At 60.1% G+C, this 22,392-nt stretch carries 24 protein-coding genes and 1 pseudogene; 10 read left to right on the forward strand and 15 right to left on the reverse strand.

All coding sequences use genetic code 11. From position 1 onward, the window contains the following. A partial coding sequence (locus AC3FLX_RS32670; RefSeq protein ID WP_488701319.1) for a hypothetical protein occupies positions 1-225 on the forward strand: 225 nt, incomplete at its 5' end. 344 nt (positions 226-569) lie between these two features. On the opposite strand, the gene AC3FLX_RS32675 is transcribed toward AC3FLX_RS32670, so the two are convergent. Further along, positions 570-1,166, reverse strand: coding sequence for a TMEM175 family protein (locus AC3FLX_RS32675; RefSeq protein WP_488701318.1), 597 nt, complete (start codon positions 1,164-1,166; stop codon positions 570-572). Further along, complete coding sequence (locus AC3FLX_RS32680) at positions 1,163-1,876, reverse strand: YoaK family protein (protein WP_488701317.1); 714 nt, start codon at positions 1,874-1,876, stop codon at positions 1,163-1,165. The genes AC3FLX_RS32675 and AC3FLX_RS32680 overlap by 4 nt, the downstream gene beginning before the upstream one ends. A gap of 517 nt (positions 1,877-2,393) precedes the next feature. Here AC3FLX_RS32680 and AC3FLX_RS32685 point away from each other — a divergent pair. Continuing rightward, positions 2,394-3,347 carry a LysR family transcriptional regulator gene (locus AC3FLX_RS32685; RefSeq protein WP_488701316.1) on the forward strand — a complete coding sequence of 318 codons (954 nt, stop codon included), beginning with the start codon at positions 2,394-2,396 and terminating at the stop codon, positions 3,345-3,347. Between the two features lie 29 nt (positions 3,348-3,376). Here AC3FLX_RS32685 and AC3FLX_RS32690 read toward each other — a convergent pair whose 3' ends face one another. From AC3FLX_RS32690 to AC3FLX_RS32725, 8 genes are all read right to left on the reverse strand, one after another. Further along, the gene (locus AC3FLX_RS32690; protein WP_488701315.1) at positions 3,377-3,841 is read right to left on the reverse strand and encodes a Rid family hydrolase; all 465 of its coding nucleotides are present in this window, start codon (positions 3,839-3,841) and stop codon (positions 3,377-3,379) included. 421 nt (positions 3,842-4,262) lie between these two features. Beyond that, positions 4,263-5,111: an SDR family NAD(P)-dependent oxidoreductase gene (locus tag AC3FLX_RS32695; RefSeq protein WP_488701448.1), complete on the reverse strand. Its 849-nt coding sequence runs from the start codon at positions 5,109-5,111 to the stop codon at positions 4,263-4,265. A gap of 70 nt (positions 5,112-5,181) precedes the next feature. Beyond that, entirely contained in the window at positions 5,182-6,033 is an 852-nt protein-coding gene (locus AC3FLX_RS32700; RefSeq protein WP_488701449.1) for an oxidoreductase, read from the reverse strand. Positions 6,034-6,186: 153 nt separating this feature from the next. Continuing rightward, the gene (locus tag AC3FLX_RS32705; RefSeq protein ID WP_488701450.1) at positions 6,187-6,801 is read right to left on the reverse strand and encodes an START domain-containing protein; all 615 of its coding nucleotides are present in this window, start codon (positions 6,799-6,801) and stop codon (positions 6,187-6,189) included. A 112-nt stretch (positions 6,802-6,913) separates the two neighbouring features. Beyond that, positions 6,914-7,915, reverse strand: a complete 1,002-nt coding sequence (locus tag AC3FLX_RS32710; protein ID WP_488701464.1) for a patatin-like phospholipase family protein — start codon at positions 7,913-7,915, stop codon at positions 6,914-6,916. A 24-nt stretch (positions 7,916-7,939) separates the two neighbouring features. Further along, on the reverse strand, positions 7,940-8,611 hold the full coding sequence (locus AC3FLX_RS32715; protein WP_488701451.1) for a Rossmann-fold NAD(P)-binding domain-containing protein: 672 nt from the start codon (positions 8,609-8,611) through the stop codon (positions 7,940-7,942). A gap of 13 nt (positions 8,612-8,624) precedes the next feature. Next, positions 8,625-9,647, reverse strand: coding sequence for an AraC family transcriptional regulator (locus AC3FLX_RS32720; RefSeq protein WP_488701452.1), 1,023 nt, complete (start codon positions 9,645-9,647; stop codon positions 8,625-8,627). A 922-nt stretch (positions 9,648-10,569) separates the two neighbouring features. Continuing rightward, positions 10,570-10,908 carry a BON domain-containing protein gene (locus AC3FLX_RS32725; RefSeq protein ID WP_488701453.1) on the reverse strand — a complete coding sequence of 113 codons (339 nt, stop codon included), beginning with the start codon at positions 10,906-10,908 and terminating at the stop codon, positions 10,570-10,572. A gap of 122 nt (positions 10,909-11,030) precedes the next feature. Between AC3FLX_RS32725 and AC3FLX_RS32730 the strand changes: the two genes are divergently transcribed. Continuing rightward, on the forward strand, positions 11,031-11,261 hold the full coding sequence (locus AC3FLX_RS32730; protein ID WP_488701454.1) for a cation transporter dimerization domain-containing protein: 231 nt from the start codon (positions 11,031-11,033) through the stop codon (positions 11,259-11,261). A gap of 132 nt (positions 11,262-11,393) precedes the next feature. On the opposite strand, the gene AC3FLX_RS32735 is transcribed toward AC3FLX_RS32730, so the two are convergent. Both AC3FLX_RS32735 and AC3FLX_RS32740 read right to left on the reverse strand, forming a co-directional pair. Next, positions 11,394-12,764 carry a sensor histidine kinase gene (locus AC3FLX_RS32735; RefSeq protein WP_488701455.1) on the reverse strand — a complete coding sequence of 457 codons (1,371 nt, stop codon included), beginning with the start codon at positions 12,762-12,764 and terminating at the stop codon, positions 11,394-11,396. Positions 12,765-12,766: 2 nt separating this feature from the next. Beyond that, entirely contained in the window at positions 12,767-13,426 is a 660-nt protein-coding gene (locus AC3FLX_RS32740; protein WP_488701456.1) for a response regulator, read from the reverse strand. 134 nt (positions 13,427-13,560) lie between these two features. On the opposite strand from AC3FLX_RS32740, the gene AC3FLX_RS32745 reads away from it, so the two are divergent. From AC3FLX_RS32745 to AC3FLX_RS32765, 5 genes and pseudogenes are all read left to right on the forward strand, one after another. Continuing rightward, positions 13,561-13,971 carry a PepSY domain-containing protein gene (locus tag AC3FLX_RS32745; protein ID WP_488701465.1) on the forward strand — a complete coding sequence of 137 codons (411 nt, stop codon included), beginning with the start codon at positions 13,561-13,563 and terminating at the stop codon, positions 13,969-13,971. Between the two features lie 127 nt (positions 13,972-14,098). After that, the gene (locus tag AC3FLX_RS32750; protein WP_488701457.1) at positions 14,099-14,566 is read left to right on the forward strand and encodes a DUF2271 domain-containing protein; all 468 of its coding nucleotides are present in this window, start codon (positions 14,099-14,101) and stop codon (positions 14,564-14,566) included. Between the two features lie 25 nt (positions 14,567-14,591). Beyond that, on the forward strand, positions 14,592-16,802 hold the full coding sequence (locus AC3FLX_RS32755) for a PepSY domain-containing protein (RefSeq protein WP_488701458.1): 2,211 nt from the start codon (positions 14,592-14,594) through the stop codon (positions 16,800-16,802). After that, positions 16,783-17,775: an FAD:protein FMN transferase gene (locus tag AC3FLX_RS32760; protein ID WP_488701459.1), complete on the forward strand. Its 993-nt coding sequence runs from the start codon at positions 16,783-16,785 to the stop codon at positions 17,773-17,775. Before AC3FLX_RS32755 ends, AC3FLX_RS32760 begins: the two co-directional genes overlap by 20 nt. A gap of 1,121 nt (positions 17,776-18,896) precedes the next feature. Continuing rightward, a pseudogene (locus AC3FLX_RS32765) lies at positions 18,897-19,151 on the forward strand (DUF2514 family protein); the annotation flags it as partial. Between the two features lie 17 nt (positions 19,152-19,168). Here the strand turns inward: AC3FLX_RS32765 and AC3FLX_RS32770 are convergent. Both AC3FLX_RS32770 and AC3FLX_RS32775 read right to left on the reverse strand, forming a co-directional pair. Next, positions 19,169-19,444: a hypothetical protein gene (locus tag AC3FLX_RS32770; RefSeq protein WP_488701460.1), complete on the reverse strand. Its 276-nt coding sequence runs from the start codon at positions 19,442-19,444 to the stop codon at positions 19,169-19,171. Positions 19,445-19,579: 135 nt separating this feature from the next. Beyond that, positions 19,580-20,017, reverse strand: a complete 438-nt coding sequence (locus AC3FLX_RS32775; RefSeq protein ID WP_488701461.1) for a universal stress protein — start codon at positions 20,015-20,017, stop codon at positions 19,580-19,582. 381 nt (positions 20,018-20,398) lie between these two features. Here AC3FLX_RS32775 and AC3FLX_RS32780 point away from each other — a divergent pair, with 381 nt between their 5' ends. After that, positions 20,399-20,623 (forward strand): hypothetical protein, encoded by a 225-nt coding sequence (locus AC3FLX_RS32780; protein WP_488701462.1) that lies wholly within the window; start codon positions 20,399-20,401, stop codon positions 20,621-20,623. Between the two features lie 59 nt (positions 20,624-20,682). Here the strand turns inward: AC3FLX_RS32780 and AC3FLX_RS32785 are convergent, their stop codons facing one another. Continuing rightward, entirely contained in the window at positions 20,683-20,886 is a 204-nt protein-coding gene (locus AC3FLX_RS32785) for a DUF2188 domain-containing protein (RefSeq protein ID WP_488701463.1), read from the reverse strand. 484 nt (positions 20,887-21,370) lie between these two features. Here AC3FLX_RS32785 and AC3FLX_RS32790 point away from each other — a divergent pair. Beyond that, positions 21,371-22,392, forward strand: a 1,022-nt coding sequence (locus tag AC3FLX_RS32790; protein WP_488698356.1) for a sensor histidine kinase, incomplete at its 3' end; no start/stop codon positions are given.

The raw sequence follows: 22,392 nt of genomic DNA on the forward strand, positions 1-22,392 counted from the left end.
GCCGTTGCGATGCGTGACGCCGTGCGATTCCGAAAAATGCTTGCGGCACCGAAAGGTGGATGGCAGCGCAAGAGGTTCACACTGTATGACCTTTGCTACTGCACAACCAGCATCCCGCCGCGCAATACAGCTTTCGACTTGGCGCAAAGAGGGACTGTGAAAGAACGCCGGTGTGACACTCGAATCGTTCCCGAAGCACTGCACACCGGCGAAGCAAACCTATGATGCAGCGGACAGGTTGCTTGAAGCTGTAGATGTCAGCAGATCTCGCATCAAGTATGCCTACGACGTGCGCGGCCGCATGACTGACGTCGATATTGATGGCATCCGTACCACATATGAGTATGACGCCGTCGGGCAACTTGTCGGCATCAGCGGCCCGTATAACCAAACACTGCTCTCAGATTCTAGGTGTTGCATCGACCGGTTGAATCCGCAGCCGGTCTCGGCCATCCGTACCAAGGACGGCGTGCGCCTGGGCGCCTGCGATATATCCACAGCAAAAGACATCGCGTTATCGAGTCGATCTGCATCGTCGCCGTGCGACGGCAATGACTTGCAGGGCTTAGTTAAAGTGATAGGAGATATTTTTCGATCCGCGAATCAGGGAAGAACCAGAATGCCGCCATTGCAGTTAGCATCAGCGTTGCGGCGGTAGTGCTGAAGAAACTCACGCCGACCGTCAACGCATACACGACCAGCGACAGCCTGCCCTTCAGATCCTTGCCGATGGTGCCTGCGAGCGAAGAATCCTTGCCCTCGGTGGCGATGATGACGCGCTCCAGAATCCAATAGGCGATCGCGCACATGAACAGAACGAAGGCGTAGAGTGCCGTCGGAATCGCCGAGAAATCCGATTTGCCCGTCCAGGTGGTGGTGATTGGGATCATCGTCAGCCAGAACAACAGATGCAGATTCGACCACATGACCTTGCCGTTGATGCCGCGCACCAACTGGAACAGGTGGTGATGGTTGTTCCAGTAAATGCCGACGTAAATGAAGCTCAGTACGTAGCCAAAGAAATGCGGGGCTTCTGAACGCAGGCCGTTCCAGTTGAATTCCCCTGGAAACTGGATCTGATAGAGCATCAGCGTAAGGCTCACGCCGATCACCCCATCGCTGAATGATTCGAGCCGGCTTTTGTTGATAGTCATGAACGCGCTCACACGAACTGATTGCGGAAGGACAGACTGGCCAAATACGCAATGATCACGATAAATGGCAGGACGCTCCAGAAGCCGATCTGCATATAGAGCACGGCACCGAGGAAAGCACCCAGCACGAAGCCGAGCACGATGCTGCCGCTTTTCAGGACACCCACCCGATGTTCGCGGGTCGGTGCGCGGAGGTAGCTCGACAGATCGATGCCGAATTGCGTAGTGTTGCCGGTCATCATTGTGCTGGGGCTGATGCTCTTGGTCAGCGTCTTGCTTGAGGTATTGCGGATCGCCAGCGCTATCAGGCCAAGACCACCAGCCAATGCGAGCTCGACGGCGTTCGGTTCGCTGAACGGATCGAAATACAGCCCCACGCCCATAAATCCCAGCAGAAATATCGCCTCGGCCACGAACAGCCAGCCCAGCGTCTTGTGCGTCTGGCTGCAGCGATCGATCCAGATCTTGGCAACCACCACGGTGGCGATAAACAGTGGAATTGCGCCGAGCTTGATCCACAGCCCCGCGCCGCCCTTCACGAAAGCCGCGCCGGCGAGCACCAGGTTGCCGGTGACGTGGGCGGTGAAGAAGCCGAGCAGCGCGATAAAACCAATGGTGTCGATGGCGCCGCCGACTATCGTCAATAGCACCGCGGTGCGACATTGCGCCCAGATGCTGGCGGCGGCAGTGTCGGGACGTTGGGAATCGCTGATGGCCGGCATGTTTTTTTTCTCCAAGAGGCGCCAAAACGTCCAGCGCAATGTAGTTCAGTTTGTCTGATGCTTCGCGCCGCTTTCACCCTTCGTACGTCGGCAGCGGGTGTACTGAACTATAGGCATTGTAGTGTGACAACGGCCACTCAAGTCCCGCACGTGATGTTCAATATTTTTCAACTATGGAGAGCGATGGCATGCAAGCTCCGCCCCAGGATAGAGGCTGAGCAGAACCGACCCGTCGGCCACCAAGCGCATACCCCTAGAACTGCGGAAATGTGGGGCGGAGGAGCCAAAGGCATCGTGCCCAGAATGAGAGTACGGTGCAGCGCCACTCCCGACAGTACCGCAAGTAAGGTAGTAAGACGGAACCGTTTGTTGAGGAAGATTGGAGTGGACTCTAGTGTGGCCGGCCGGCCCAAATCTTTGCAGTACCGGTCCTCTTCAAAATCGTGATCGTGGCTATGAGATGATGCGTGTTCTCTGGCGTAAGGCCTGAAACGTACAGTCGTCATTGTTAAGACACATGCCATCCTCAAAAGTGCTAGATCGCGAAGTAATAGCAATAGCGGATGCGACTCTCCGATTCTCTTGGGACGATCTCCGCATCATCAAAATGTTAAGCGAGTGCGGCAGTCGCGCGATTGCCGCCGAAAGATTGGGCATCAACGCGTCCACCGTTTCGCGCCGGGTGGCGCAGGCCGAGGCCGCATTGGGCGTTGCGTTGTTTGACCGGAGACGTGCTGGCTACAAGCTGACCCCCGAAGGGGTCGAGCTGCGGGCGCTGAGCGAGCGTGTCGAATTGGATGTCATCAGCGTAGCCCGACGGGTCGCAGGTGCAGTACATGGGCCATTGGGCGCCATTCGTATTACCACAAGCGATTCGCTGTTGCTGGATTTCCTGACGCCAATCCTCGCCGAATTCAGGACCCGCCACCCTTCCTTGTCAGTTGACGTTCTAGTCGGAAATGACACTCTTGATCTCGCCCGGGACGAGTCCGACATCGCGATAAGAGCAACACGGAGTCCCTCGGAGAATCTAGTGGGGCGAAAGCTCGCGAACATTGCATGGGCGCCATACGGAAGCGCCATACATTTTCGCCGGAAGCGACCATCATCGGACCGAATTTTCGATATGACGTGGGTCTCTTACACCGGGAAGCTGTCGGGGCTCAAGGCATCCCATTATCTGCAAAGCCGAGTTGCACCGAGCAGCGTTGCATACCGTTCCGACTCAGTTGCTGCAGTTAGTAAAGCGGTCGCTGCCGGGCTCGGTATAGGTTACCTTCCTTGCATGCTGGGCGATTTGATGACCGAATTGGTTCGCGTCGGTCCTGTGGTCCCCGACCTGGAGGATGAGCTTTGGCTGCTCACACATCCCGATATTCGGCGGACACGACGCGTCCAAACGTTTATGAGCTTTTGCGCTGCGGCGGTAGCAAAGCAGAAGGCGTTGATCGAAGGCCGCGAAGCGAATTAAATCGGAAAGCCCTGAAAAATCGGGTCGAGTTATGTGCCCGGTTTGCGCAAGACCGCCTTGCAGGAAATCTCAATCAATTGCGGTGGCATGGCCAAGCGCGAGACACCGATAAGGTTACTGGCGCATTGAGGGCGGTCAGTACCATACGCTGCTTTGCGTACTTTGCCGGCGGCTGCGAATGCTGCGTCGACGTCGAGAACGTACAGCGTTTCTTCTACAACATCGTCGAGCGTTGCACCAAATTTGCCGAGAAGGGTGGCGATGTTCTCGTACGTGGCACGCATTTGGGCTTCCATCATAGAAAAATCGCGAGGCTTTCCTTCTTCGTCAAGAGCGGCCGGGGCGACAAGTTGTCCGTTGCGATCATGGCTTAGCTGTCCGGACACATAGATTTCTTCACCTAATTGGACTGCCTGCGCATAGCCATATGCGTCCTCCCACGGAACACCCCAATAGGCAGCTTTCTTTTCGAGCGAGTTTTGATAAGTGGTCATGCTTAGCTCCTGGGGAAAAGGATAGATTTGAACCGACGGATGCGATGCGCCAAGGAAGGTTCAAGCCTATCATCAGGCGCGCGCTGCAAGAGCGCAAAGATGCACTTTTGACGTGCAAATTCGCGCCATGAGTGGCTGGCTTTGGCGGCTCAAAGGCCATTCATATCCACTAGCATCATTGACGAAAAATGGCCGGCCGCTGCCTTCGACCTATCAACGGCGAGGACTTCCGCCGCGGGAGGCGGCACCCGACCCATCTTGGCCATTGATCAATAAAATGTCTAACGGCAGAGATTGCACCGTTGTCGGTCTGTCGCGGTTAACAGATCCGATCGTTCGGCTTGGAGAATAGCGGGCGGCGACGTCAGTTCGCTACCGGCATGCTGCGCAGGGAACTCAATGTTGCCCGGCGCGACTTGTCTCAGGCTGTGATCGTCCGGCGAGTTGATATGCCTTGAGCTGCGTTGGACACGGGCTCCCATTTTTCCCACTCGGCCAAACGCGCGGCATAGGCCGCACGCGCAGCGGGCATGCCCTCTGTGCCGAGGAAGAAGCGAAGCGGCGGGTCGGCAGCATCGACGACCTGCAGCACGGCCTGAGCCGTCGCCTTCGGATCGCCGAAATCGATGTCCGCGCTGTGTGCGAACACCTGCTGCCGCAGCGCGCCGTATGCATCAAGACCCTGGGAGAGTCTCAGGGACGTCGGGCTGGCGAAGTCGGTCGCGTAGGGGCCGGGCTCGATGAGCGTGACCCCGATCCCGAAGCGAGCAACCTCCTGGGCCAAGCTGTCGTGCAGGGCCTCCAGCGCCCACTTGGAGGCGTTGTAGAAGCCGACCATGGGACCTGCAACGATGCCTGCGACGCTGGAAACACCGACGATGTGCCCTCGCATCTGCTCGCGCAAGATGGGCAGTGTCGCCTGGATAACACGTAGTGCGCCAAAGAAGTTGGTGTCGAACTCCGCCTTTACATCGTCCACCCTCGCTTCTTCGATCGCGCTGACGAGTGCATAGCCTGCATTGTTGAGTACGACGTCCAGTCGGCCGAAATGCAGATGGGCTTGAGCCACTGCGTCCACGACCTGCTGAGCATCCGTCACGTCCAAGGTAAGGGGGAGAACCTGTTCGCCAAAGCGCTCGACTAACCGCCCCAGCACGTCCGCGTCCCGAGCCGTGGCGGCGACTTTGTCGCCGCGCGCCAGGGCGGCCTCGGCCCACACTCGCCCAAATCCGCGGGCAGCGCCCGTGATGAACCACACTTTTTCAGACATGACCAATCCTCATGAAGAATGTAATAACAAGACCGCACCATTGAGACTTATCTCGTGCCAGAAGTGGTATTCAGGATTTGCCGACAACCGCGTTACGTGAAATTCCAGTGGCCATGCGCATGAAACTGTCGAATGCTCGGTCGGACAGGAGGCTGCGCATGAAGATCATCGGCTTGGCACCGAAGCCCACTGCATAGCGCGTCATGGGACGACGGGCGCTGACGGCCTTGTAAATTGTGTCGGCGATCAGCTCGGGCGGCGACTGCCGCTTGCGGCTGGCTTCTCCGTCCATCGACTCGGCCATTGCGTTGGCTTGTCCCGCATAAGGCCCCTTGCCGGAAACCTCGCGAAGCTTGTCGGCCGCGATGTCCGCCCATTCGGTCTTGATGCCACCCGGTTCTACTACTACCACATCGATGCCGAAGGGCTGCACTTCCATGCGCAAGCAGTCGCTGATGGCCTCCAGCGCGAACTTAGTGCCGTGGTACCAGGCTCCCAGCGGGGTATGGATCTTGCCGCCCATCGAGGTAATATTGACAATGGTTCCGGTGCGCTGCGCGCGCATGTGCGGCAGTGCCAACTGCGTCAGCCGCACCGCACCAAACACGTTGACATCGAACTGCGCGCGAGCTTCGCTCAGTGGGACGTCCTCGACCGAGCCGTAAGAGCCATACCCGGCGTTGTTGACCAGCACGTCGATGCGGCCCGATTCGGCGATGACCCTGGTCATGCCCGTCTGCATTGAGGCATCGTCCGTCACGTCCATCGCCAGCACGTGTACGCCGGCATTAGCCAGAGACCGCATCCGGTCCAAGCGACGTGCAGCCGCATAAACCGTATAGCCCTGGGCCTTGAGCTTGAGCGCGGTGGCTTCACCGATACCGGAGGAAGCACCTGTCACGAGAGCAACTTTGGTCGTCATATCTAATGTCCTTGTCTCTTGGGTTGAAATGCATGGCGGCTCGGGTTGGAACTCGCCTTGCTTGACCTCCACTGTATGCAGCGAGTGGCGCCACCTCCCTAGCGATCAGCGCCACGCTTCACGCAAAAAACGCCAGGCTTTCTGCGGCGGGTGTCAGCGGGAGGACTGCAAGTAGCTTCTCAACGCCTTGAGCGTGCCAAAAGGGGTGTCCACCACGGTCTGGTTAGCCAGCCAGTTGGGGATTGCACCTCCGGGGGAGGCATGCATTTGATAGGTCACGCTCACGCCCTCGGCATTGGGAATCAGCTTCCACTGACCACTCGCCTGGGGGATGCGCACCTTGCCGTCACGCGGTGGCATGTACTGTGGCACGGCCTCCACCCGGATAGTGATTGCGTCGTCGCCGGCTCGGGAATAGGAGAAGTGGTAGACCCCGTCGCGGTTCGACACTGGCCAGGGCGCCTTGTTGTCTAGGTAATGGAACTGCTCAGTGTCGGTGGCCTTGAGCAGCTTCGAGTCGGCGACATCCGGCATCCACTTGCGGAAGGCATCGGCATCGCGCAGCACCCCGGCGACCTGCTCGGCGGTGTTGTTCAGTTGAACCTCGCCCCGGAATTCGTGCAAGGGTGAGCCCTCGACGTCGCGAACGTAGACCTTGATGTCGTCGGCGTCCTTGGCCAGCGACCAGTTGTCCTGAGCGAACGACGGCTGGGCCACGACCAGGCCGGCCAACAGGGCGATGGAGAATGCGAAGCGCTTGGTGGTCATGCGGAACCTCATCAGAGAGTGGGGACACCACGACCTTATAGGCAGAACCGCATCGACTCACTTGCACCATGTGCCATCAATGCGGCAATCCGTGCCAGCCAGACTCCTGGCGTCAAGGCACCGTCGAAAGCGAAAGCGAAGGGGCCGCCGGGCCGGCCCGTACCGGCCTGGGGGCCACGCCATGGTGCTGCAAAGTCGTCTGCAGGGCGGGCAGAGTGGCGCGCGCGGCCTCGTAACCGAGGCGGCGGGCCGTCTCCCGACCCTCGGCGTTATCCACGCCGGCAGGTGCGATCGCCGGCGCGATCAGCACATCGGCCGACGCGGCCTCCGGGCGGGATAGCAGGCAACTCTGCACCTGGGACACCCTCAACCACATCGACACCGCGGAACTCGACGGATACCGCTGCCCGTGGCAGTAGATGTCCACAGCAATCACCACGTCGGCGCCCAGCGCGCGGGCGGCCCGAACCGGCACGAGCGAAGCAACGCCGCCATCGACGAAGACGTGGCCGGAGCTTCGCACTGGCAGGAACACGCCGGGGATCGCCGCCGATGCCCGCAGCGCCTCGCCGGCATCCCCCCGCGTGATCACGTAGGGCAAGGATCGGTCGATGTCCGTGGCCACGGCGGCGAAGCGCATGGGAAAACGTTCGATCGGCTGATACCCGACCAGGGTGTTGGCCCAACGCGCCAGCGCTTCGCCCTTCACGAAACCAGGGCCGCTCAATGTAGGGTCAGCCAATGAGCGCACGCGCATGGAGTTGGCCTGCTGCCAGAGCTGGTCCGGAGAGGTCCCCGAGGCGTAGGCAGCGCCGACGATGGAACCGATCGAGGTGCCGACGACAAGGTCGGGACGGATGCCGGCTTCTTCCAGCGCCTGCAACACCCCAATGTGCGCGTAGCCTCGCAGGCCGCCGCCGCCCAGCACGACGGCCAGCCGTTGTGGCTCGATGGGTTGGCTGGCGGCAGGGCCTGCCGGCGTCGCCCGCAAGACACCATCCACAAGCCAGTTGCCTTCGAACGCCCTGTGCGCAACCTCGGGCGTACCTGCGCATGCCGTCAGGAAGCCAGTAGCCAGCAACAGAAATAGCCACCGGTGCGCCGTGCGGTGCATCACGCCGGTGCTGTTGAAGCTGTCTCAGCGCGCATCGCCTGTCCTGGCGAGCACGTCGGATGCCAGCACGACCACGCCCTTCGCCGTTGGCAGGGTCTTGACCAGCGACTGCGCGACCGCCTTCGCATGCACGGGGCGATAGGTGCCGGGCAAGAGCGGCGCGACCAGCTTCGCGATCGGGATCGCGATCCGTTCACCGATGCGCGGCGGCTGCTGCAGGCCGTCGCGGTAATCCAGTAACAGCGAGGGCTGAGCGATCACTAGCGCCGTCCACTCCATCGCCTTGAGCGCGTCTTCCAATTCACCCTTGATGCGGTTGTAGAACAGGGCGGAATTTGCATTCGCCGCCGCCGCGCTCACCAGCCCCACGCGCCTGGCACCCGACGCGAAAGCGGCATTAGCCACCGCCAGGTTGGCGTCCAGATCGACGGCGCGAAACGCTTCCTGGCTACCTGCCACCTTAATGGTAGTGCCGAGCGCGAGGTATACTTCGTCGGCTGGCGGCAGCACGGGCAGGCGGCCGAAATCCACAAAGTGGACCTGGAGCTTGGGGTGCCATACGTTCAATCGCCGGCGACTCAGGGCGTGAACTTCGGAGACCGTCCGGTCCGCCAGCAGGGCCTCGAGCATCAGGCCTCCCACCAGCCCGGTGGCGCCGGCCAGCAGCACTCTTCGTTGATCGACTTGGGTGGACACGACCTGTTCCTCCTCAATTGACACGCATGGCATGCCGTGCACTGTCAGGCGTCTGTCCCGTCCAGTCCTGAAATGCGCGATAGAACGAATTGGGATCTTCAAAGCCGAGGAGAAAGGCGATCTCCCCACCGGACATATTGGTGTTCCCTAGGTAGTGGCGGGCCAAGCTCTCCCGCGTCGCGTTAACCAGGGCGCGAAAGTTCTCCCCCTCGTCTTCTAGGCGACGCTGTAGCGTGCGCTTGCTCAAGCCCAGGCGCTCGGCAGTCTTCTCAATGGTGGCCGCGTTGCTGGGCAGCAGTTCCAGCAGGACGGCATGCACGCGTTCTGCAGTTGTCGCTGTCGCATCTAGCTCACTGAGCCGGCGGCGGAGGTCTGGTTCGAACACGCGCCACATGCCTTCATTGATCGTGAGAAATGGACGTAACACGTCCACGGCTGCGAATGTGATACTCAGGCTTTTCCCGTGCTGTACAGGCGCGCCGAAGAAGCTCTCATAACGTCGGGCATAGGCGCGGGGTGGTAGCTCCGGAATTGCCACCCTAAGCGCTTTGATGGGTTCGCGGGTGGCAAGACGGGCCAGTCGCAAAATGAACGCAATTTCGGCCACTTGAAGGGAATAGGGGATATCGGTAGGCGCCGATAGCCAGCGAGGCGACACGGTCAGTTCGCCCGCTTTGCCCACAACGACCTCTAGGCTCATCGGCGCCACGAGTTGTTTGTACTTGGCCAGGCGCCGCACAGCCTGCATCAGATTGGCACTGCACAGGGCGGCAAACAGTGGTGGAGCGAAAGATTCAGCCGAAACAGTCTCGACAATGCGCAGAGGAAACATGACATCGCTGGCCTCCGCCTCCAAAGCACGCCAAAAGCGGAAATACTCGTCAGTGGTTAACCCACCCCCTCCGTGGAAAAATAGGTCTTCAGGAAGTTCCGCTTTGCGCAGCACATGACTAGGCGTAAGGCCGAGGTCCTTCAACAAGGGTTGCCACCCGATGTCCAGGTAAAAGCTTAGTTTGCGTGCCATGTGAATATTCATGCAGAGTCCGAGTCGGCTCGTTCACTGAGCCAAACCAAGCCTAGTATAGATATCACTGACTATGCCGAGCATGCAAACGGCGCCATCTTGGCTTCAATCTGCGCCAGAAGGGTGCTCCCTTTTGCGACTGAGGCCTACCATTGTCCGCGTGGCCGGGCGACAACGCGTCTCGACCGTCGTGCGGACTCTCACACGGTCCAACTTTGACGCACTTTCCGGCGAGGGTCGGTAGCCGCTCAAATCGACGGGCGAATGGTCGGTGCAGCTTCACCAAACAATGGTCGCACGACGCGATACGCGCCAATTGGGAAATGGATATCGTGTTTGTGGGTTAATAGTCGCCCAACGTCGCGGGTATTCGTGTTTGCGAGTCTGCAGCAATGGCCGAAACCACGCTGGTAATTGACGCCTCTTCAAAGATCCATTAATGGCGGAAGATGTTAAGGATTGTTAGATGTCTGCCCTCGACTTCAGACTGTGAGAAGCGCTGGCGCCTGTGGGCAGGCGTCAAACAATCCTCGGGGGAGGAAACCGCGGGATATTGCGATGTGGTGCGCCGTGCTATGGCGATTCAAGCGTCTGCTGGATCAGCACGGGCCGGGGACGCTGGACATACGTGTGGCGTAAAGCGGGCCCTGGGATCGCGGAAGGTGTCGACAGCTCGGGACTACGAGGCCGCTGCGCGTGCGTAATAGAGCTTCCCGAGATTGCGAGCGCGACTGTCCGCTTGCGGCTTCGCTCTCCGAAGAGCCGCCGGTTGCATTGGACGCGTCCGATGGGTGGTCTCATCTCGATGGAGAATCCGCCCAGCGGCAAGGATCTGTAGCGGCGATAGCATCGATAGCGACACCGGATCGGTGCGTAGAAAAAAAGCCCCGGCATGGCCGGGGCTTCGCAGGCGGGTGGTCCGGGAGCGCCGCGTTTATTCTGAAGGCAGCACGCCAAACGGGCGCACGTGGATCTGGTTGATCACGTCAGAGGCACCGTATGTGTCATCGACGATGTCCCCGACCTCGTATTTCATGCGACGGTTGTCGACGGTGCCGGTCAGCATGACCACGCCGCCGGCAACTGCGACTGTGATGTCACTGACATCGAGCGTCTGGGCATGGGTCAGGCGTTCGCAGACCTCTTCGCGGATGCGTTCATCCGAGCGCGTGTAGTTCTTCGGCCCGGCCGGACGCGGCCCATTTGCGTAAGGTCCGCGCCGCTCCACCGCCTCGCCCAGGCGCGGACGCTGCCGGAAATTGCGGCCCCCCATAGTCCTCGTACCCGGTTTCATAGTTGCCGCGCGTGCCGGCCCAGCGCTCGTCCGACCCTGGCATCGGGCGGCCGGATGCCCTGCGTGACCTGATGGATTGAGCAATCGACGCGGAGACGGTAATGGCGACTCGCGGCGAGACCGTGCTGGAAACGCCAGGCGTGCTTGGTGCGCACGATGTGTGGACCCGGAAGATGGGTGACATAGTCCTGATGGACGTCCATCTTGACATCAATGCAGCAGAGAGCGTGAGGGACGGGCAAGAGATCGCGCTTGAGGCGAGGCGACGTGCAATGAACCGCAAAGATGTTCTCAACGTCATGACGCGTGTCGATCCGGTCGATGTGGCATGACGTGATTGGAATGTGGAATATTGGCTGCTCGCGCTTGCTGAGCAATCCGTTGCGTAGCTTCCAGCGTGCGGCATCGATCCAGGTATCGGTCAGTTAAGCCCGGGTTGTCCCGCGCCACGCCATTCCACCTGATTACGCTGGACCGGCTTTCTCGCGCATCGGCCTCGCGGACACAAGTGGCAAACCATCGATGGTCACCTGCAGGCCATCTTGCCAGCCCGGAACCGGGGAGCATAGCTCAAGGGACGAACCCGCGCCGCGTACAATCGCTTCGACGATGGCAAGGCCAAGTCCGCTGCCCTTGGCTGCCGTCGCTCCACGCTCAAACGGCTTTGTCAGACGTTTAAGTTCAACGTCCGGCAGCACTGGTCCGTGATTCCTCACAGTGAGCGAACCGGTGGCCAACAGCGAAATCCCCACAGGTTGCCCATGTGAGCCGTGCTTCTGTGCATTTTCGACCAGATTGCGCACGACAATGGCAAATGCGTCCTGATCGATCCACGACGGAACAGGCTGGTCGGGCAGGTCAAGCTGGATCGGGTTCGCAGGGGCCCCGCGCCGGAAATCCTCGATGACAAGTTCTAGTACCGGTCGAAGATCCTGCGGCGCATCGCCGAGCACGCGTCCATTTTCCGCCTTCGCGAGTTGCATCAACCTTTCGCTGACCCGCGACAAGGTGTGCAAGGACCGTTCGACGTTCAGCACGCGCTCCCGCATTGCGACGGAAGGCATTTCGTCCATGAGACGTTGCGTCTGTGCGAGGGCCGCGGCAATCGGCGTGCGCAACTCGTGCGCGCTACTGGCGGTGAAGTTGCGCTCCGCGGCAAGTGCGCGGTCCAGGCGAGCCATCAAGTCATTGACCGCGTCGGCGATCGGAGCTACCTCCGTCGACAGTTCCTTCTTTGCGAGCGGCGTCAGGTCGTTCTGACCTCGCGCGGCAATGCTGCCACAGAAGCGCTGAATTGGCCGCAGCCCGGTCCGGACAATCAGCCAGATTCCACACAGACCCACCGGTAGAAACAGGATAAGGACCTTGGCGACCGCGAGCGCGGCTTCCATCACCGCATGCTGGCGCGTGGCGAGCGGCTCGGCGATCATCAGAGAGATCGTGCCCTGTAAGCCCGGTTCGGCGTAAATCCGGTGCGACGGCGTAGAAGCGAAGCCGGATTTCAGGTCCGGCGGGAAGATGGCTATGGCGGCGTCGTGGGATCGCAGCAGCAGTCTGCCCCTGTCATCGCGAACCGCGTAGGTCAGCAATTCGTCGTGCGGGCGAACGGCTGCCATACGGCGGCTGCCATCGTCATCGCCATCCGCATCGTGCCCGACGATATCCATGATGGCGAGCGGCAACAGGCGCTGCGCAGTCTCCTGCATCGCACTGTCCGACATCCTATCGACTTCGTGGCGCAGCACATGGAATGAAGCGGCCACGGCCGCGAGCGACAGCACAGCAAGCCCTGCAACCAGTGCTGCCGCGAGTCGACCTTGCAGGCTGCGCAGCATGATCAGTCCTGCTTCAGCCGATAGCCGAGCCCACGCAAGGTCTCGATGACATCGACACCCAGCTTCTTGCGCAGCCGGCTCATATGTACCTCGATGGTGTTGCTACCAATTTCTTCGTTGAAGGAATAAAGGCGATCCTCCAGCCGACTCCTTGATACGATCATCCCCGGATGCTGGATCAGCGCTTCGAGAAGCGCCCATTCACTGGCCGTCAGGTCGATGCGCGCGGTACCGCACATCACACTGCGCCCCGCCGTATCAATACGCAGTTCGCCAAGCTTGACCAGGGGATTCGGATTCCCCGAATACCGGCGCGACACCGCGCTCACCCGTGCGGAAAGCTCGGACAGGTCGAACGGCTTGACGAGATAGTCATCCGCGCCGGCGTTCAGGCCGGCGATGCGGTTCGAAACCTGATCGAGCGCTGTCAGGATGATGACGGGCACGGTCGAGCCACCCGCGCGAAGCTCTCGCAGGAAGTCGAGCCCCCTACCGTCGGGGAGCAGCAGATCGAGCAGGATCAGGTCGTAGTTAGCTGCCGCAAGGTGCCGGCGCGCCTCGGTGAGGCTGGCCACGAAGTCAGTCGGATGTCCGTCTTTCTCGATCTGGTCGCGAACGGCCTCCCCGAGCCAGGGCTCATCCTCGATGAGAAGGACTCTCATTAAGTTCTTCCTGATAGGTGTTTCGCGTGAATTTGCCACGCGAACCTGTCGCGAACATGAAGAAAATTATTCTTGTCCGCAAGCTTGGCTTCAGGTTTCAGGTGCATTGTGGAGTCCAAGGATGCGAACGGGAGATGTTGGTCATGAAACAGCTGGGAATAGCCAGAAGCCTGGTGCTCACGATGTTTGTACTTGTCAGTGCCGTCGGCATCTACCATCCCGCACAGGCGCACGATAGCGACGACTGCGAGGCACCGGTGAACGCCTGGAAGCCGCGTGACGCTGTCCGCGCGATGGCGCAGCAAAAGGGCTGGCAGATCGACAGGCTCAGGATCGACGACGGTTGCTACGAGGTCAAGGGGCATGACGCCGACGGCCGGCGCTTCAAGGCAAAACTTGATCCCGTCACCCTTGACGTCATCCGCATGAAGCGTGAAGACGACGAGCACGGCAGAGCACGCGGACGCCTGCCGGACACGAATACTGGCAAGCCATCGGCTGGCGCAGCCCCCGAAGGCTTGCTGAAGCCAGGAGCGAAGCCCTAGGTCCAGATCCGCTGATCACTTGTTGCCGACGCACCGCGTACCTCGTCGGCGTTGGCCCTGCTGAAGCAGCGGCAGGCCAAGGCGATGAGTGCGATGCCCCCCTTTTGCCCAAATCAGGATAATCCAAATGAAACACGCATTCCCGATTGCCGTGCTTGCCGGCGCGCTTGCCGCGCCTTCACTAGCATCAGCGCGTCAGGTCTCGTTCGAAACGCAACTGTCGAGCTATGGGGGAGATGGCGCTTACGTTGCCATGTATGTCACCGATCGCTCCGGACGGTACCAGGGCACGCTGTGGGTCGCAGGGCGCAAAGCCAAGTACTACCGGCACCTGCGCGACTGGTATCGCGCCACGAGCGGCACCGCAAAAGTAGACGGCATAACGGGCGCCAGCGTCGGCGCCGGCAAGGCGCTGCGTGCGACGCTAGATCTGTCCGATACGCTGATCGACGCCGGATACGAGGTCCACATCGACACGGCAGTCGAGGACATGAAGGAGTACCCGTCCGAAGTCGTCGTGCCGCTGACTACCTCGGGCGCGAACAAGACGGTCAAGGGGAGCGGCTATGTGAAGTCGTTCCGCTATTCACTGTAGCCGGGGGCAGGCGAGGAGGTGCCCGATGTTACGCAAGCTCCATTCCATCCCCGGTCTCGTCGCTGCATTGCTGATGACGATCGTCGCTCTGACAGGCGCGGCGCTGTCGGTAAATCCGGTGCTTGAGCACGCAAGTGCCGTCCGTCCGGGCCAGGCTCCGCTGAGCGTCGCAACGCTCGCCAGCCGCGTGAGCGCCGCGATGCCCAACGTCGAAACACTCATCCGCCGGCCGTCAGCGGCGATCATCGCGTACTACCAGGTCGGCGGGGAACAGCGTGCATCGATCATTGATCCCGCCACCGGCAAGGCTGTTGGCGACTATCGCCCCTCGCCTGTCGAGCGTTGGTTGAAGAACCTGCACCGCAAGCTCTTTCTCGATGGCGCTGGCCGGCTCGCAACCGGTGCGACTGCTGCCTTCATGCTGTTCGCGGCGTTGTCCGGGCTTGTATTGCTCGCGCGCCGGATGGGCGGGTGGAAGCATATCCTGGCCCCTATTCGAGGCGACGGATTGCAGCGGCTGCATAACGAGACTGCACGAGCCGCGCTTGCCGGCCTCACGCTGTCGGCGATGACCGGGCTCGTCATGTCGTTGACGACGTTCGGCATGATCCCGGAAGGCGGCGCGCAGAAGTCCGTCCTCAGCGTCTCGGCAATCACCACGCCACCGTTGCCACTGCGGCAGATGCCCGCACTGGCAGTAGATGTCTCCAGCCTGCGGCAGCTCACGTTTGCCAACGCGGCCGACCCGAACAGCATCATCGAAGTAAATACGACGGATGGCGCCGGTTATGTCGATCCATCGTCAGGCAGATGGCTCGCCTTTCAGCCGGCCGACGCCTGGCAACGTGCGCATGGAGTTGTCCGCATGCTGCACACGGGCGAAGGGCTATGGTGGCTCGGCTTGAGCCTCGGCGCATCGTCGGCGTCGGTGCCATTGCTGGCCGCAACCGGCCTGTTGCTGTGGCTGCGTCGTAGACGCGCCATGCCGAAGCTCGTCGGCAACGTGCCGGCATGCGACGCGGATACCGTGTTGTTGGTAGGCACCGAGGGTAATAGTACGTGGGGCTTTGCTTCGGCGCTGCATGCAGCGCTGACCGGGGCTGGGCTTCGCGTGCATGTTGCGCCGATGAACGATCTTGCAGCCGGCTACCGCAGCCTGCGGTATCTGCTGGTCCTGACTGCGACTTACGGCGACGGCGATGCACCGGAGAGCGCTGTCCGATTCCTACAGAAACTCGAGCACCTGACGATCCCTGGCGGGATAGTGTTCGGGGTCCTGGGCTTTGGTGACCGCCAGTTTCCTCATTTTTGCGGCTATGCAAGAACGGTTCATGGTGCGCTGACCACCAAGGGGCTGGAAGCACTGACCGATCCGGGTATGGTTGACCGGCAGTCCGAACCCGAATTCCGGCAGTGGTGCACGAGGTTCGCCGAAAGGCTCGGCGTATCGCTCGATATCCGCTACACGCCATTGCTGCCGCCCACGATACCGCTCAAGCTCGTCTCACGTGACGACTATGGTTCGGATCCGGAGGAGATGACTGCGGTGCTACGCTTCATGTCTGCAAAGGGGGCGAGATCCTGGGCTACCCTGCTACGGCCGCGGCTGCCTGGGTTCGAGACGGGGGATCTGCTCGGCGTCGTTCCTCCGGGCGCCACCTCGCCCCGGTACTATTCGCTCGCGAGCGCGGCGGCGGACGGCCTGGTCGAGATCTGTGTTCGGCGTCATCCGAACGGCGTTTGCTCCGGCTATCTCACAGGCCTGCAGCCCGGCGAAACAATTGAGGCGTTCATGCGGCCGAACGCGCGCTTTCGACCGGGCGCGGGGAGTGCTCCCGTGGTCCTGATCGGGGCGGGCACCGGGATTGGTCCACTGATCGGCTTTATCCGGCACAACGCGGCACGCCGTCCGATGCACCTGTATTTCGGTACCCGCAACGATGGCGAAGGCTTCTTGTACCACGCCGAACTTAAGCACCTCGTAGCCGACCGGCGGCTGCAGGCACTCACGACTGCCTTCTCACGCTCCGGTAGCCGAAGTTATGTGCAGGACCGCCTCGTAGCGGACGCGCAGAGTCTGCGCACTTTGGTTGCTCACGGCGCGCAAATCATGGTGTGCGGTGGCCGAAGGATGGCGGAGGGTGTCGCACAGGCGTGGGAACGCATTCTGACGGATACCGGCTTGTCCGTCGCACAACTGAGAGCGCAGGGACGCTATGTCGAAGATGTCTATTGAGGCGCTGCCAGACACGAAACTCAAGCTTTGGCGCGTGAGCGGTGCGACAATGGGAAGCCGCTACACGGCGACCTTCCATGCGTCATCGAAGACGGATGAAAAAGAACTCGCGGCGCGGCTTGCTGCGGCGGTTGGCTCGGTTGACCAGCAGATGTCGAACTGGAAGGAAAGCTCCGGCGTGTCGCGGCTGAATCGTGCCGAGCTGGACTGCTGGGTGCCGGTGTCCAGGAATCTCGCGGCTTTGCTCGCACGTGCGCTGGAGATCGGCAGCGATACGCACAATGCCTTCAACATCGGCGTCGGCGGCCTTGTCGGTATATGGGGTTTTGGGCCGCCGGGCGAACAGCATGCACCTCGCCCAAGCGCAGTGGACACGTCCAAGGTAAGCCCGTGCCCGTCTGTGAACGAACTGATCGACGTGGACGTGCAACGGTGCCGGGTGCGCAAGCGGGGACCCGTTGCGCTGGATCTGTGTGGCATTGCAAAGGGATTCGGCGTTGACGAACTTGCGCGCGTGTTGAGCGAGTACGGAATCGGGTCATGGCTTGTCGGCATCGACGGCGAGATGCGCGCGTGCGGAAGCAAGCCGGACGGGTCGCCGTGGGCGATTGCGCTAGAGGCCCCGGATTACGAGCGGCACGCCGCAATGGCCGTGATCGAACTGAGCAACGCCGCCATAGCGACGTCCGGCGACTATCGCCACTGGGCTGACATCGATGGGGCGCGTGTCTCGCACACAATTGATCCTCGAACCGGCGTGCCACTGCATAGCTCCGTTGCTTCGGTTACGGTCATTGCACCGACATGCGCGGACGCGGACGCCTACGCGACAGCCTTGCTGGTGCTCGGCGTGCAGGCGGGGCGAGATTATGCTCATCGCCGTCGCCTCGACGCACTCTTCGTCGTACGCGATGGTGATGCGCTGCGCGCGATCGGGACCGGCTGCTTTGCCAATATGCAACAGACCGATTGATGGCAAACGCAAGATACAACAGGGCGGATAGGGCGCCGGTCTTCAGACATCATCTTCTGCCCAGCCTGGGAAACTGCTGCGCAGTGAAAGCACTCTCCGGAGGATGCTCCGTGAAGTAGGCCGGTGTGCAGGCAGAATGAACGGCTGCGCCAGTCTAGCGGTCACAAGTTCCGCAGCACATCGGTCCTGAGGGTGCGCGGCTCGGTGAGATGCTAATAAGACGATTCAGTGCGGGCTGAAAGCTTCGAATTGATTGGCTCCAGCAACGCGCCAAAGACGGCGGCCATGTCCCTTTATGCTCAGCAACGGACGGCTGATACCCAGGCGCTATATGGCGGAACCTGTTTAGGTTTGTTGGATGCCTGCCGCAAAGCGGCGATGGTCACTGACCGACCCACTCCGGTCAGATAATCTTCTCCGAACCAGTCGGTCAGCCAAGTCCGGGTTTTGCGAATTGGAGTGCCAATAGGCGGCCGTTGGCGACCTCACCCCACCGGCCAATTTGGGTCGTAGACGCACTGCGCCCCAATCTCTCGAAACTAAAAACCAACACACGTAAGCACGCCTGGTTGCCATGTGGGCGCCCATCGGGTGGATCTATGAACGACCTTTCTTACTGTATTTCTATCCCTGTCTGATCCCGAATCCTGCCGACGTTTGTTCGCCATTATGGCAACGCGAGTGGCTGGACCCGAGCTTTTTAATGTGCTTGCAACATCCTGGCAGGCTCGAAACGATTTGGCACTGGGCAGTCACTACAAGATTGGTAACTTTAGTCAGCTGCTTCGAAGAGCGCACCGCCCCACAGGGAAATCGTTTCCCATTGACCAATGGTGTGGTCATCATGAATGCTGAATGGGAAAAGCTACGCTCGCGCGAATGATGCGCCTGGCTCGCACGAATGACGTTCTTCAACAGCCGCTGCCGATCAGATGAAGGTTCCCGATCGCATCCGCGATGAAGAGCAACGCCGCACAGCGGCACAAACAGAGATTGCCAATGCTGCGAAAAGAGGACGCGGACAGGCACGAGCTAATGCCCGTGCTGCTGGGGATGCTGCTGACCGGTTTCGGCAGCGTGTCGACCATCTACTAGCCGCTGCCTGATTCACCAAAGATCCCGGCGTTGCCAGCGGTGGCCCGGACAAGCGGAGTGGAGATCCCCTTGGTGTGCTCGTCGAAGTGCTCGGCCGGTCTGAAAAAACGTCGGGGATCCTGGCGGACGACGTCGACCGGCTCAAAGTAGCTGGCCTGGCCTGTGAGCGGTCCTACGATTCCTTGATGCCAACGGGTAGGGAAAAAGACGGCGAGGCACGCAAGGGAGCCGCCTCGCCGATGAACGGCGGAATTGGGTACCTCTCAGCGACGCCGTTTTAGATCGGACTGTAGGTGCTTCACCATCGCAATTCGGGGCGCACGGCTTCGCCAGAAACCTGAAATCTGTGCACGAGGCCGGACTCGTCGAGTGCACAGAATCCCTTTTGCAACAGCTGCGCGAGCACAGTCGGTGGGTCGATGCCGAGCATGGGCATGTCCAATGTCAGTTCAGTAGTCGCTCCGTCGCATGGCACGCCAATCCATTGGCGTGCCTCGGCCGGACAATCAAGGAGCGTTTTGCCGGCTGGGAGCATGAGTGCTCGGGTACCGTTGCGGAACAGGACGACGAACATGGCAGTTGTCGGAGGCTGGCTGCAAATGGGTAGCGGTGCGAAAAAACCTCCGCGCCGTGGAGTTTCCAGTCTAGGTGCGCCGCTAGCGAATGCAACACCGCATCATTCTTGGAATTTTCCCCGTACGGCATGGTGTTATCGGTACACAAGGACAGGGATTTTGCTGTGTGTCAGAACTTTTTGCGTCTCGCTCCCGAGCAGGACGCCCTGCATACCACGTCGGCCATGAGATGCCATCACGATCAGATCGCACTCCCTGTCTTCCGCGGCCTTGATAATGGCTTCGTAGGGGTGGTCGCTCACAATATAAAACGGCTGACAGTGCACGCCGAGAAGATCGGCCTTCCGGGCTAGTTCGGTCAAGTATCTGGTGGCGTTCTCCTGTGCCGCGTCCCGGTACTGCTCGCGCGTATCGGTCAACATTTCCGTATGGTATGCAAGCAGGTGATAGTCTGGGCACACACGTACTGCTGTTACCATGGCCTTCATCTCACTGGCAAGTTTGATTGCCTTGTCGAAGGCCGATTCCGCCAAGGGCGAGCCATCCACTGCTAGAAGAAGGTGCTGGAACATGATGTCCTCCTCGTCAGAAAGCTACTGGTGCGAGAAATCGATCACTTCTGCAAAGTGCCGTTGGCCGATACCGCACCAGGAACACCGGAGAGATGTGGGGTGTCAGATATCTCCTAAAGAAATACTCAATCCAACTATAGGATGTCTGGCAGACAATAGAGTCAATTATGCATACCATTGGTTGTCTTTGGATGCGTGTTCCGCTCCGTGGCCCGCACTTCACTTATCCAGCTCTCGGGTGCCGTTCCTGTATTGTTTCTTGGCGCTAGAAAAACCACGCCCGAAGGGCGTGGCGTAACGTTAGATGTAACGCCAATACTCGGTGCGGCATCCCTGCTTAAGACATTTAACCGATCGCGGAATGTAGTCGTCACTATCTGCATGATCGAGCAAACCGCGCGAGAAGTAGAGCGAATGGCCATGAAACTTGTTCTCGAACCAGCGGCTGGCGTCGACGACGGGAGCGAACTAGAAGGTGTCTTGTTGAGCTTGAAACGGCTCGGCCTTTTGCTGACATGGCAGCGTTTGGCAGATGGCTCATTTCTGGTCGAGGCTGAGGACGAAATCCTGAAAGAGTTCTCCCAACTGAAATCGTTTCCTTCGTAGCATCAAAAAAATAGCCGCGCGGCGACTTGCAGTGCGGCGAAAGGGGGAAACCATCTGTGCTAGTGAGCGTATCCGCGCATCCGGTGCTCACTGATTTTGCCATCCTGGCTATAGATGATTAGGTCCACTTGTGTCATCTTCGCCATTTCCGTTGCTACGGACATGGCAGCTTCGCGCGTTCCATAGGGCGTGCGCGACCCAGTGCCTTCTATAGCGATGGCCCACCCGTTGTGATGGGGAAGCACATGAATATCACCTGACATGGCAGCCTCCGTTAAAGGCAGAAGGATTGATGGCTGTCATGTCGCTTCGCTTTGCGCAAAATCTAGTGGGGCGTTCATCTTGCCCTCAAGCTCATAGATCATGAGTAGGGCGCCTAATTCCATCGCTCTATGAACAGCTGCAGCGATGGCCGCGGTGCGGGACGGGTATGGAACGCGCTCGTACTCGGACTCAACATTCCACAGACCGTCTGCCTGTAGCACCTTTACAACTGCTGTCATCCACACACCTCCAGTGGCATCGATACCTTAGTTCTATGCGTGGGCGAGAAAATATGATGTAGGACGATTTCCGAATCGGGCGCGCGGTTGGGAATGTGATCTCAATTTGCGGATGCGGCGAGGCTCATGACCCAACAGGGCTGCGAAGCCCCGTAATCGCAACACTTCACCTGCAACTGACGTAATATAAATTCTGCAAAAGTGCGTCCTTTTTGCTCCCTCATTTGTTTCCCAAGGGGCAGACATGCGTCTAGCGGCTTTTATCGTGCGTGATATGAAGCACATTTTGGCGGAGTGGGAGGCCTTCGTGGCCGCCCAGTTGCCTGCTGCACGGAAGCTGGATTCCCTCGCCCTGCGCGACCACGCGCCGCAAATCCTGCAATCCATCGCAAAGGACCTGACGACCCCGCAAACGCGAGACGCGCAACACGAAAAGTCATGGGGGCAAGCCCCCCAAGTGCCCGGTGCGCCGGAGACTGCAGCACAAGTACATGCGGTCATCCGGGCGCGCGGTGGCTTCAATATCAACCAGTTGGTTGCCGAGTATCGGGCGCTACGCGCCAGCGTGCTACGTTTGTGGATAGACGATTTTGAGTTGGTTGCTGCGGATCTGGACGACATGATGCGCTTCAACGAAGCTATCGACCAAGCAGTCGCCGAATCGGTGGAGTCTTTCAATTCGGAGGTCGAGCAGTCTCGCAATCTGTTGCTCGGAATGCTCGGGCACGATATGCGCAGCCCCCTGCAGACCATCCAGACGACCGCCTCATACCTGGTGGCGCTGAACGCCGGGGAGAAGGTGTCGGAGGCTGCGGCCCGGCTGATTCGAAGCGGTGCCAGCATGAGTTCCCTTCTGGATGACCTTTGCGATTTCAACCGAACGAAACTCGGCTTGGGTATCAACATCGCTCCCAATGACGTCGACCTGGCCAAGGTGGTCGGCGATACAGTGGACCAGTTGCGGGCAGTTCATTCGGACCGACGTATCGATGTGGAGGTGAAGGGCAATGTGCAGGGTTTTTGGGATGGCTCGCGCCTGCAGCAACTGATCTCCAATCTTGTGCTCAATGCGTTAAGGTACGGCGCGCCGGAGCATCCCGTCCGCGTTATTGTCACAGGCCATGACGGGGACGTTCGCCTTGAGGTCATGAATAGTGGCCCAGGCATTGATCAACTGACGCTGGAGCGGATATTTGACCCGCTGAGCAGAGGTCCTGATCAGGAAGACAAGAACGCGGACGGGCTCGGGCTCGGCCTTTATATCGC

This window comes from Cupriavidus sp. 291-E7 (genome assembly GCF_057798835.1).